This is a genomic window from Kineococcus gypseus (assembly GCF_050871305.1).
Lineage (GTDB): Bacteria > Actinomycetota > Actinomycetes > Actinomycetales > Kineococcaceae > Kineococcus > Kineococcus gypseus.
In genome coordinates this window covers 1-10,942 of record NZ_JBJLRD010000081.1, presented here as the reverse complement: position 1 = coordinate 10,942, position 10,942 = coordinate 1, and the positions used below count along the sequence as shown (strand labels likewise).

Here is a 10,942-nt window from a genome sequence, read left to right as displayed (position 1 = left end):
CGCCCGCCGCCGCCACCCCCCCCCCCCCCGCCCCCCCCCCCCCCCCCCCCCCCCCCCCCCCCCCCCCCCCGCCCCCCCGCGGGGGCCCCCCCCCCCCCCCCCCCCCCCGTCGTCGTCGGTCCTCGCGGACCGCAGGCCCTGGGGCCGTCAGCCCTCGGCGCCCGGCGTCGGCAGCAGGGAGCGCAGCTCCTCGACGTCGGGCAGCTGGAGCTGCGCGGCGTCGGCGGCGGCGGGCGTGGTGTCCGCGGCCGGGGCCGCCGGGGCGGGCGGGGCCGGCTGCTCCGGGGCGGGCGCCGGCGCGGAGGTGCTGGGCGCGGGCGCCGGGGTGCTGCGCTCCGGCTCGGGCTCCGGCGCGGGGGCACCGGCGCTGCGCACCAGGGTGATCGTGGCTCCCGCCTCGGCGGAGCGGGCGCTCTGCTGGGCCACCAGGCCGGCGGCCACGGAGCTGGAGGTGACCCGCCGCCGGGACACCTGCACGTCGAAGCCGGCGGCCTCCAGGGCGGCGGTGGCGGAGGAGACGCTGCGGCCGACGACGTTGGGCACGCGCAGCCGCCCGTCGGTGGTGGTGGTCCTCAGGCCCGCGTCGGAACCGGGGGTGAAGCCGCGCACCGGCAGGTTCAGCGCCTGGGAGGCCGGGCCGATGGTGTTCGCCCAGATGGGGCCGGCGATCGTGGCGCCGAAGACCGTGCGGTAGCGGCGGCCGTTGATGCGCTCGCGGTTCAGCGACCTCGTGCCGTTGGCGTGCCCGACCCACACCGCCGAGGCGAGCTGCGGGGTGTAGGCGGCGAACCAGGTGTCCGCGCTGTCGTTGGTGGTGCCCGTCTTGCTGGCCACCGGCCTGCCGATGCGCTCGACCCCGCGGGCGGTGCCGCTGGTCCAGCCGCCCTCGAGGGCCTCGGTGACGTTGCGGGCGACGTTGGGGTCGAGCACCTGCTTGCAGTCCGGGGACGGCACCGGCAGCGGCGCGCCGCTCGTGTCGTACACGGCCTCGATGGCGGTGGGCCGGCAGAACAGGCCCTCGGCGGCGAAGGCGGCGTAGGCGCCCGCCACGGACAGGGGCGTCACCAGGTTCGTGCCCAGCGTCATCGACGGGTTCTGGTCGAGGTCGCGGTTGACCTCGCCGGTGAGGAAGTTCTTCGTCGGCGCCGCCTTGTACACGCCGAGCGACTGCGCGGTGGCGGTGATGTCGCAGATGTCGAGCTGCTTCTCCATGGAGACGAACGCCGTGTTGACCGACGCCGCCGTCGCCTGGCGCACCGTCATGGACCCGGAGCTGCGGGACTCGGAGTTGTAGTACTCGTACCTGGGGCCCCGCAGCTTCTGCCCGCAGGCGGTGAACGCGCTGAAGGGGTCGTTGCCCGAGCTCGGCGAGGCGACCACGGAGTTCAGCGACCGGCCGGCCTTGAGCCAGGTGGCCAGGGTGAACGCCTTGAAGGTGGAGCCCTGCTGGAAGCCGTTGCCGCCGCCCATGTCCTTGCTGACGTTGTAGTTCAGCGTGGTCTGGCCCACGACGTCCTCGTCGGGCGAGTACGTGGTGTTCTGCGCCATCGCCAGGATGCTGCCCGTGCCCGGCTCGACGACCGACGTGGCCGTGCGCACGGCCTGCCCGGGGTTCACACCGGCGTTGACGGCGTCCTGGGCGATGCGCTGCACGTTCGGGTCGAGGGTGGTCCGGATGGTCAGGCCGCCGCGGCGCAGCAGGTCCTCACGCTCCTCGACGGTGGCGCCGAAGGTGGGGTCCTGGGCGACGACGTGGGTGACGTAGTCGCAGAAGTAGGCCGCCGGCCCGGCCGACAGGCACCCCTGGCGCGAGCGCTGCAGCCGCAGCTCCAGCGGCGCGGCCACGGCCGCGTCGTGGGTGGCCTGGTCGATCTTGCCGACCTGCAGCATGCGGTCCAGGACGACGTTGCGCCGCCCCACCGCCGCCTCGCCCTTGTCGATGGGGTCGTAGCCGGCGGGGTTCTTCACCAGCCCGGCCAGCAGCGCGGCCTCCGGCAGCGTCAGCTCCGCGGCGGGCTTGGAGAAGTAGAACTGCGCCGCGGCCTCGATGCCGTACACGTTGTTGTAGAAGTAGGCGATGTTCAGGTAGCCGGCGAGGATGTCGTCCTTGGACATCTCCTTCTCCACGCCCACGGCGAGCTTCATCTCGCGCAGCTTGCGGGCGTAGCCGTCGATGCCGTCGGCCTCCACGGCGGCCGCGGCGGCCTCGGCGTCGCCCTCCTCCACCGCCTGCTCGACCAGGACGTTCTTGACGTACTGCTGCGTCAGGGTGGAGGCGCCCTGGGTGCCGCCGCCGCCGGCGTTGCTCACCAGCGCGCGGGCGATGCCGCGCACGTCCACGGCGCCGTGCTCGTAGAAGCGGTCGTCCTCGATGGCGACGATGGCGTCGCGCATGACCGGGGCGATCTGGTCGAAGGCGACCACCGAGCGGTTCTGGTCGTAGACGCGCGCCATGACCGTGTTGTCGCGCCACAGGATCGTGGTGGCCTCGGACAGCTCCTGGTCGCCCAGCTCGGCGGGCAGCTCGTTGAAGACGTCCACGCCCAGGCGGGCGGCGCCGCCCGTGGCCGCGACCGCCGGCACCACCAGGCCGGCCGCGAGCACGCCGGCGGCTGCGCTGACCGCCGTGAACGCGCCGAGCAGCCGGAGCAGGGGGCGGTGCGGGGAACCAGGCGCCATACCAGCAGGGTACGTGGCGCCGGCGACAGGTCCGCCCGCTCCGGGCACCTCCACGAGCGCTCCGCACGATCGTGACCCGATCGCCACCCGGCCCGGGGGCCGTGCCGCAGCGCGCGGGGACGCGGCGGGGCGCGCGGCCGGAGGTGCCGGCGGCCGGAGGTGCCGGCGGGCGCGGGCCGCCCGGGGGTGCCCCCCGCAGGGGGACGCCGTGCGCGCCCGGGGTCGCCGACTAGTCCGGACGGACTAGGTGGATTGCTCCCGAATGGCTCTGACGCCGGGACGCCGGGCCAACTTACGCTCCTTCAGCGCCCGCCACTGGGCGTTCAGGGGGATTCACAGGGTCGTCCCCTCCGGGGGGAACCACCGCCGCGCGGTGGTCCGCGAGGGGGCGTGACGGGAGGGACCGTCGATGGTGTGGACGTTGGAGTGGGCCAGCCGCGGTGCGTGCAAGTCCGCGTCGGCCGACGAGCTGTTCGTGCAGGGCTCGGCGCAGAACCGCGCCAAGACGATCTGCGGCGGGTGCGTGGTGCGCACCGAGTGCCTCGCCGACGCGCTCGACAGCCGCGTGGAGTTCGGCGTGTGGGGCGGCATGACCGAGCGGGAGCGGCGCGCCCTGCTCAAGCGCCGCCCGAACGTGGGCTCGTGGCGCCGGCTGCTGGAGGCCGCGCGCGACGCGCACCTGGCCACCGCCGCCGGCACCGTGACCGGCTCGGGCACCAGCGCGCCGGACGGCGTGCACGGCGTGGACGGCGTGGACGAGGACGTCCTGCGCGCCGTCTGACCCCGGCGCCGGTCACCGCGCGGCAGGTCCCCGACGGGCCGGGCCCCGGACACCGACGTCCGGGCCCCGGCCCCCGGGCGCCCCGCTACGGTGGCGCCCATGACCACCTGGGAGTACGCGACCGTCCCGCTGATCGTCCACGCGACGAAGCAGATCCTCGACCAGTGGGGGTCCGACGGGTGGGAGCTCGTGCAGGTGGTGACCGGCCCCGACGGCAACGGCCTGGTCGCCTACCTCAAGCGCCCCACCGGCGCGTGAGCGCGCCCACGCCCTCCGAGCGCCTCGCCGCGCTCGGCCTGGTCCTGCCGGCGGTGCCGGCCCCCGTGGCCGCCTACGTGCCCGCGGTGCGCACCGGCGACCTGGTGCACACCTCCGGCCAGCTGCCCTCCACCGGCGGCGTGCTGCCGCTGACGGGCAAGGTCGGGCAGGGCGACGGGCTGGTCGACCCGATCACGGCCGCCGACCTGGCGCGCACGTGCGCGCTCAACGCCCTGGCGGCCGCCGCGGAGGCGGCCGGCGGCCTCGACGAGGTCGAGGCCGTCGTCAAGGTCGTGGTCTTCGTGGCCAGCGACCCGGCGTTCACCGGCCAGCCGGCCGTGGCGAACGGCGCCAGCGAGCTGCTCGGGCAGGTCTTCGGCGACGCCGGGCGCCACGCCCGCAGCGCCGTGGGCGTGGCGGTGCTGCCCCTGGACTCCCCCGTGGAGGTCGAGGTCACCGTGCGGGTGCGCAGCTGAGCCCCGCGCGCCGCGAGCCGTGGGCGGGCGGGCCGGTCACCGGCCGCGCCGCCTGCGTGCTCGCCGGCAACCGCGGGCCGATGACGCTGGACGGCACCAACACGTGGGTGCTGGCCGCGCCCGGCGCCGGCGAGGCCGTCGTCGTCGACCCCGGCCCGGACGACGGCGCGCACCGCGACGCGGTCCTGGCGCACCTGGTCGGGCGCGGCCTGCGCTGCGCCCTGGTGGTGACCACCCACCACCACCACGACCACGCCGCCGGGGTGGGCGCCTTCGCCGCGGCCGCCGGCTCCCCCGACGTGCTGCTCGCCCACGACGCCCCCGACGACGCCGTCCTGACCGCGCAGGACCTCGGCCTGCGGGTGCTGCGCACCCCCGGGCACACCGCCGACTCCGTGTGCCTGCTCGTGGAGGAGGAGCGCTCGCTGCTCACGGGCGACACCGTCCTGGGCCGCGGCAGCACCGTGCTGGCCCCCGGCGGCGACCTCGCCTCGTACCTGTCCTCGCTGCACCGGCTGCTCGCGCTCGACACGGCCGGGCCGCTGGGGGCGCTGCTGCCCGGGCACGGGCCGGCGCGCACCGGGGCGCGCGCGGTGCTGCAGGAGCAGCTCGAGCACCGCCTCGAGCGCCTGGAGCAGGTGCGCGCGGCCGTGGACGCCGGCGCCGGCGACGTCGACGCGGTCGTCGGCGCCGTCTACGGCGCCGGGCGCGGGCAGCTGCGCGGCACCCTGGCCGACGCCGCGCGGATGTCGGTGCGCGCGCAGCTGGCCCACCTGGGCGTGGACCTGCCTGGCTGAGCGCCCAGCGGGCTGAGCGCCCGGCGGGCTCAGCGGGCCCGGCGGGTCAGGCGCTCGATGTCGTGCAGGACCACCGCGCGCGCCTCCAGGCGCAGCCAGCCGCGGGAGGCGAAGTCCGCCAGCGCCTTGTTCACCGTCTCGCGCGAGGCGCCGACCAGCTGCGCCAGCTCCTCCTGGGTGAGGTCGTGCGCCACGAGCAGCCCGTCGGCGATGGGCCGGCCGAAGCGGCGCGAGAGGTCCAGCAGCGCCTTGGCGACGCGGCCGGGCACGTCGGTGAAGACGAGGTCGGCCAGGGTGACGTTCGTGCGGCGCAGGCGCTGCGCCAGCGCCTGCAGCAGGTGCTTGGCCACCTCGGGGCGGCGCGTGAGCCAGGCCATCATGTCGTCGTGCTGCAGGGCGATGAGGTCCGCCTCGGAGACCGCGCGCGCCGAGCTGGTGCGCGGGCCCGGGTCGAACAGCGACAGCTCGCCGAACATCTCCCCCGGCCCCATGACCGCCAGGAGGTTCTCGCGCCCGTCGGGCCAGCGGCGCACCAGCTTGATCTTGCCGCTGTTGACCACGTACACCCGGTCGCCCGGGTCGCCCTCGGCGAAGAGCTGCTCGCCGCGCTCGAGGTGCACGCGCTCCATCGACTTCAGCAGCTCACCGGCCGCCTCCTCGTCGAGGCCCGCGAACAGCGGCGCCCGGCGGACGACGTCCCCCAGGCCCTCGGCGTCCGCGACGCCCTCGCCCTGCGCGTGCTCCACCGACAGACCTCCCCGTGCGGCTGCGCGACCGGGGTGGGCGCGCCGGGGATCATTGTGCCGCAACCACCCCGCGCGCGCCGGGTGCAGCGGGTGCCGGCGGGCCGACCAGCTCGCGGTAGCGCTGGACGAGCACGTCGGTGACCAGCTCCAGCTCCGCCTCCAGGGCGTCCTCGTAGGCGCCCAGGCGGCGCGCGGCCACCGCCAGCGCGCGCAGCTCCTCCACCGCCCCGCCGGCGGCGGCGTCGGTGAGCACCAGGCCGCGCAGGGCTCGGTTGGGGTCGGCCACCGGCGGCAGCCCCTCGCGCGGCGCGGGCAGCTCGGCGGCCAGGTGCGCCTCCAGCGGGCCGCCGTGCGCGCCGGCCTCCACCGGCACCGCCAGCGCGTCCGCGCCCACGGTGGCCGCCACGAGCAGGTCGCGGCGCGCGCGCACCAGGCGCGTCCAGTGCCCGGCGCGGCGCACCTCCTCCACGAGCAGCTCGCGGCGCCGGCGCAGCGCCGGCAGGGGCAGCTCGCGCAGCTCGCGGTCCACGAGCACCGCCGTGAGCGCGCCGCTCGGGCCGACGCCGCTCGGGCCGACGCCGCTCGGGCCGACGGGCGCGGTGGTGGGGGGTGCGGCGGGGCCGCGGTCGGGTGCTGGCACGAGGGGGCGATCGTCGCCGGCGCCGGGCGGGGTCGGGGGCGGGACGTAACCTCGTCGCCGTGAGCAGCACGCCCCGGGCCGCCCTCGACGCCGACGCCGAGAGCCCGCTGGCCCGCACCCGCCGCGCCCGCAAGGTGCACCGCCTGCTGGCGGAGCGCTACCCGGACGCCCACTGCGAGCTGGACTTCACCACCCCGTTCCAGCTGCTGGTCGCCACGGTCCTGTCGGCGCAGTGCACCGACGCGCGCGTGAACACGGTGACCCCGGCGCTGTTCGCGCGCTGGCCCGAGCCGGTGGACCTCGCCGGCGCGGAGCGCGCCGAGCTGGAGGCCGTGGTGCTGCCCACGGGCTTCTTCCGCGCCAAGGCCGACGCGCTGCTGCGGCTGTCGGCGGCGCTGGTGGCCGAGCACGGCGGGCGGGTGCCCGGGCGCCTGGAGGACCTCGTGCGCCTGCCCGGGGTGGGGCGCAAGACCGCCAACGTCGTGCTCGGCGACGCCTTCGGCGTGCCGGGGCTGACCGTGGACACCCACGTGGGGCGCCTGTCGCGCCGGCTGGGCTTCACCCGCCACGAGGACCCGGTGAAGGTCGAGGCCGACCTGGCGCAGCTCATCGAGCGCCGCGGCTGGACGATGTTCAACCACCGCATGATCTTCCACGGGCGGCGCACCTGCCACAGCCGCAAGCCGGCGTGCGGGGCGTGCGCGGTGGCGCGGCTGTGCCCCTCGTACGGCACCGGCGAGACCGACCCGGTGCGCGCGGCGGCGCTGGTGCGCGGGCCGGTGCCCCCGCGCGCGCCCGTCCTGCCCACCGCCCCGCCCGCCGACCCGCCCGCCGACCCGCCCGCCGGACCGCCCGCCGACCCGCCCGCCGCCCCCCCGGCCGACCCGCCCGCCGCGGCGGCGCGGTGAGCTCCGCCGCCGCGGTGCCGGCGTGGCTGCGTCCGCTGGCCGAGCGGCTGCCGGGCGTCACCGCCGCCGGCCCGGCCCGGCGCGACCCGGGCGCCGGCGCGGGGCGGGCGCGGCCGGCGGCGGTGCTCGTGCTCTTCGCGGACGGCCCCGCCGGGCCGGAGGTGCTGCTGACCGAGCGCGCCGGCACGCTGCGCCAGCACTCCGGGCAGGTCGCCTTCCCCGGCGGGCGCAGCGAGCCCGCCGACGCCTCCGCGGCCGCCACCGCGCTGCGCGAGGCCGCCGAGGAGACCGGCCTGGACCCCGCCGGCGTCGACGTGCTCGGGCAGCTGCCCCCGCTGGAGCTGTCGCACTCGCAGCACTCGGTGACGCCCGTGGTGGCGCACTGGCGCGCGCCCTCGCCGGTGGGGGTGCGCGACGCCGCGGAGGTCGCGCGCGTGGAGCGGGTGCCGCTGGGCGAGCTGCTGGCGGCCGGCGCGGTGCACCGCGTGCGCGGGCCGGGCGGCTACAGCGGCCCGGCGTTCGCGGTGCGCGGGCTGCTGGTGTGGGGCTTCACCGCCGAGGTGCTGGTGCGGGTGCTCGCCCTGGGCGGGCTGCTGCCCGAGGGGGACCCGCGGCCGGTGGAGCTGACGCTGGAGCAGGCCCTGGGCCGCGCCGCCGGCGCACCCGGTGCGGCCGGCGCACCCCGGCCCCCCCGCGGCGGTGCTGCGTGAGCGGCTCGCTGGTGCTGGACCTGCTGCTGGTGGCGCTGCTGCTGGCGCAGCTGGCCGCCGGCTACCGCGAGGGCCTGCTGGTGGGTCTGGCCGGCCTGGTGGGCCTGGTGGGCGGGGCGGTGCTCGGCGTGCTGGTGCTGCCCGGCCTGGCCGACGGCTGGCCGGCCGGGGTGCGCCGCACGCTGGCGGTGGTGCTGGGCACCGTGGTGCTGGCGGTGGTGGGCCGGGTGCTGCTCTCGGCCCTGGCGGCGCGGCTGCGCAGCCGGGTGCGCTGGCGCCCGGCGCGCCTGGCCGACTCCGCGCTGGGCGCCCTGGCGGGGGCGCTGGCCACGCTGCTGGTGGTGTGGGTCGTCGCCGGCGCCGCGCGCACCGCACCGCTGCCGGCGGTCGTCGAGGCCGTCGCCGGCTCGCGCGTGGTCGGCGCCGTGGACGCCGCCGTGCCCGCCGACTCCGGCGCCGTGGTGGGGCGGGTGTGGTCCGCGGCCGGCGCCACCGGCTTCCCGCGCGTCTTCGACGGCCTGGAGCGCGAGCCGATCGCGCCGGTGGACCCGCCCGCGCCCGCGGTGCCGGACACGCCGGGGCTGCGCGCCGCGCAGGGCGCCGTCGTGAAGGTCACCGGGGTGGCCGGGGCGTGCCGGCGCGGGCTGGAGGGCAGCGGCTTCGTCGCCGCGCGCCTGGACGGCTCGGCGCGCGTGGTCACCAACGCGCACGTCGTGGCCGGCGTGGACGGCCCGCTGGTGCAGCCGCAGGGCGCGGGGCGGCGCTACCCGGCCGAGGTGGTCGCCTACGACCCCGCGCGCGACCTGGCCGTGCTCGACGTGCCGGGCCTGCGGGTGGAGGCGCTGCCGCGCTCGGCGGTGCTGGCGCGCGGGGACGCCGCCGTGGTGGCCGGCTTCCCGCTGGACGGGCCGTACACGCTGGCCACCGCACGGGTGCGGCAGGTGGTGCGCGCCGAGGGCCGCGACGTCTACGACAGCGCGCCGGTGGTGCGCGAGGTGTACTCGGTGTACTCGCAGGTGCAGCCGGGCAACTCCGGCGGGCCGCTGCTCACCGAGGACGGGCGGGTGGCGGGCGTGGTGTTCGCCAAGAGCCTGGACGACGAGTTCACCGGCTACGCGCTCACCCCCGCGGAGCTGGACGCGGTGCTCGCCGCCGCGGGCTCCTCGACGCGGCCGGTGCCCACCGGCGCGTGCACCGCGGAGTGACGCGCGGCGCGGGGCGGCGCGTGCACCGCGCGGTGACGTGCGGCGCGGGGCGCCCCGGGCCGCTCAGAGGCCGGCGAGCCAGCCGGTGAGGACGCCGGTGAGGCGCTCGGGGGCCTCCTCGGGCACGTAGTGCCCCGCCCCGGGCACCTGCACGACGCGGTGCGGGCCGTGCGCGTAGCGCCCGGAGGCGGCCAGGGCCGCCGGCCCGACGGTGGGGTCGAGCTCGCCGCGCACCTGCAGCACCGGCACGCGCGTGCCCGCGCGCAGGGCCGCGGCGAAGCGCCGGCCGTCGGCGCGCACCGCCGAGCGCGCCGCCCAGCGGTGGTGCTCCAGCGCCGAGTGCGCCACGAACGGCACCCGCACCGCCTGCGCGTAGCGCTCGACGTCCCGCGGGTGCGGCCAGCCGGGCGCCGAGCGCGAGCGCAGCACCCGCTCGACGCCGTCGCCGTGCACGAGCCGGCGCTCGGGCAGCACCGGCAGCTGGCGGGCCAGCGCGGCGGCCGTGGTGCCCAGGGAGCCGCGCGCGCCGTCGGGACCCCCACCGCGCAGCCGGTCCAGCAGCACTCGGTGCGTCACCAGGGGGTGGGCGGCGCCGACCACGGCGACCGCCCGCACCTGGCCGGGGTGCAGGGAGGGCAGCGCCCAGGCCGTGCGGCCCGAGACGCCGTGGCCGACGACGACCGCGTCGCGCTCGCCCAGCGCGCGCACGAGCGCGGCCGCGTCGGCCGCGGAGGTGGGCGTGTCGTAGCCGCGCGGCGGCTTGTCGCTGGCGCCGTAGCCGCGCAGGTCCATGGCCACCGCGCGGTAGCCGGCCGCCGCCAGGGCGACGAGCTGGGCGCGCCAGGCCCACCAGAACTGCGGGAAGTCGTGCAGGAGCAGCACCAGCGGGCCGCTGCCCAGCTCGGCGACGTGGAAGCGGGCGCCGTGGGCCGCGACCAGGCGGTGACGCCACGGGCCCTCGACGAGGACCGCGGAGACGTCGGTGGCGGGTGCGGCCACGGCGGGCCGCGTCAGCGCCCGATGCTCGCGCGCTCGGCGGGGGTGCCCGGGATCGTCTTGGTGACCGGCTCGCCGGAGGCGGCGGCCTTGACCACCGCGATCGTCTCCTTCGTGGAGCGGATGGTGCGCCGCGGCGGGCCGACCTTCTTCACGCGCCCGAAGCCGACCGCGGCCAGCGCGCCGGCGACCAGCAGCATGGCGACGGCCACGACGAGGAAGGACAGCCACAGCGGCCACCCGGCGCCCTCGTGCAGGGCCTGGGCGACGGTGACGCCCAGGAAGACGAAGGCCACGAAGCCGAAGACGCCGGCGACGGCGAACAGCCCGCCGCCCAGGGCGCCGTTCTTGACGTCGGCGGTGATCTCCGCCTTGGCGAGCGCGACCTCGTAGCGCACCAGCTCGGAGACGTCCTTGGTGGCGTCGGCCACGAGCTGGCCGACGGTGCGCTCGGGGGGCGTCGCCGGGCCGCCGGCCTTGGCCGACGCCGCGGTGGCCCCGCGGCCGTCCAGTGTCGTCATGGGTCCTCCTCATGCCACCGCGCGCGGTGCCGGTGTGCCGGGAGAACCCTACGGGGCGGCAGGGGCGCACGCGCGGGTGCGCCGCGCGGCCCGGCGCGGCGGAGTGGGGGGGGGGGGGGGGGGGGGGGGGGGGGGGGGGGGGGGGGGGGGGGGGGGGGGGGGGGGGGGGGGGGGGGGGGTGCGGGGGGGGGGGGGGGGGGCGCTCCGGGGGGGGGGGGGGGGGGG

The 10,942-nt window shown here is 78.4% G+C and carries 12 protein-coding genes; 7 read left to right on the top strand and 5 right to left on the bottom strand.

Translation table 11 applies throughout. From position 1 onward, the window contains the following. Positions 1-147: 147 nt before the first annotated feature. Positions 148-2,679: a penicillin-binding protein gene (locus ACRYMN_RS19905; protein ID WP_432498964.1), complete on the bottom strand. Its 2,532-nt coding sequence runs from the start codon at positions 2,677-2,679 to the stop codon at positions 148-150. Between the two features lie 409 nt (positions 2,680-3,088). Here ACRYMN_RS19905 and ACRYMN_RS19900 point away from each other — a divergent pair, with 409 nt between their 5' ends. The 4 genes from ACRYMN_RS19900 to ACRYMN_RS19885 all read left to right on the top strand — a co-directional run bounded on the left by ACRYMN_RS19900 (position 3,089) and on the right by ACRYMN_RS19885 (position 4,991). Next, positions 3,089-3,460 (top strand): WhiB family transcriptional regulator, encoded by a 372-nt coding sequence (locus tag ACRYMN_RS19900; RefSeq protein ID WP_432498962.1) that lies wholly within the window; start codon positions 3,089-3,091, stop codon positions 3,458-3,460. 99 nt (positions 3,461-3,559) lie between these two features. Then, positions 3,560-3,718 carry a Sp36 family protein gene (gene sp36, locus ACRYMN_RS19895; protein ID WP_166611200.1) on the top strand — a complete coding sequence of 53 codons (159 nt, stop codon included), beginning with the start codon at positions 3,560-3,562 and terminating at the stop codon, positions 3,716-3,718. Next, a complete protein-coding gene (locus ACRYMN_RS19890) occupies positions 3,715-4,194 on the top strand; it encodes a RidA family protein (protein ID WP_432498960.1) in 480 nt (159 codons plus the stop codon). Before sp36 ends, ACRYMN_RS19890 begins: the two co-directional genes overlap by 4 nt. Before the next feature lie 56 nt (positions 4,195-4,250). After that, positions 4,251-4,991: an MBL fold metallo-hydrolase gene (locus ACRYMN_RS19885; protein ID WP_432498958.1), complete on the top strand. Its 741-nt coding sequence runs from the start codon at positions 4,251-4,253 to the stop codon at positions 4,989-4,991. A gap of 29 nt (positions 4,992-5,020) precedes the next feature. Here the strand turns inward: ACRYMN_RS19885 and ACRYMN_RS19880 are convergent, their stop codons facing one another. Together ACRYMN_RS19880 and ACRYMN_RS19875 are read right to left on the bottom strand one after the other, a co-directional pair. Continuing rightward, complete coding sequence (locus ACRYMN_RS19880) at positions 5,021-5,737, bottom strand: Crp/Fnr family transcriptional regulator (protein ID WP_432498955.1); 717 nt, start codon at positions 5,735-5,737, stop codon at positions 5,021-5,023. 49 nt (positions 5,738-5,786) lie between these two features. Further along, positions 5,787-6,377, bottom strand: coding sequence for a hypothetical protein (locus ACRYMN_RS19875; protein ID WP_432498953.1), 591 nt, complete (start codon positions 6,375-6,377; stop codon positions 5,787-5,789). A 59-nt stretch (positions 6,378-6,436) separates the two neighbouring features. On the opposite strand from ACRYMN_RS19875, the gene nth reads away from it, so the two are divergent. From nth to ACRYMN_RS19860, 3 genes are read left to right on the top strand one after another with little or no spacing between them, the layout of a single operon-like run. After that, positions 6,437-7,285 carry an endonuclease III gene (nth, locus tag ACRYMN_RS19870; protein WP_432498951.1) on the top strand — a complete coding sequence of 283 codons (849 nt, stop codon included), beginning with the start codon at positions 6,437-6,439 and terminating at the stop codon, positions 7,283-7,285. Next, positions 7,282-7,995: an NUDIX hydrolase gene (locus ACRYMN_RS19865; protein ID WP_432498949.1), complete on the top strand. Its 714-nt coding sequence runs from the start codon at positions 7,282-7,284 to the stop codon at positions 7,993-7,995. The genes nth and ACRYMN_RS19865 overlap by 4 nt, the downstream gene beginning before the upstream one ends. Continuing rightward, positions 7,992-9,200, top strand: coding sequence for a MarP family serine protease (locus tag ACRYMN_RS19860; protein WP_432498947.1), 1,209 nt, complete (start codon positions 7,992-7,994; stop codon positions 9,198-9,200). The genes ACRYMN_RS19865 and ACRYMN_RS19860 overlap by 4 nt, the downstream gene beginning before the upstream one ends. Positions 9,201-9,263: 63 nt before the next feature. Here the strand turns inward: ACRYMN_RS19860 and ACRYMN_RS19855 are convergent, their stop codons facing one another. Further along, the gene (locus ACRYMN_RS19855) at positions 9,264-10,199 is read right to left on the bottom strand and encodes an alpha/beta fold hydrolase (RefSeq protein ID WP_432498944.1); all 936 of its coding nucleotides are present in this window, start codon (positions 10,197-10,199) and stop codon (positions 9,264-9,266) included. A gap of 11 nt (positions 10,200-10,210) precedes the next feature. Further along, positions 10,211-10,717 carry a phage holin family protein gene (locus tag ACRYMN_RS19850; RefSeq protein ID WP_432498942.1) on the bottom strand — a complete coding sequence of 169 codons (507 nt, stop codon included), beginning with the start codon at positions 10,715-10,717 and terminating at the stop codon, positions 10,211-10,213. Positions 10,718-10,942: the final 225 nt, after the last annotated feature.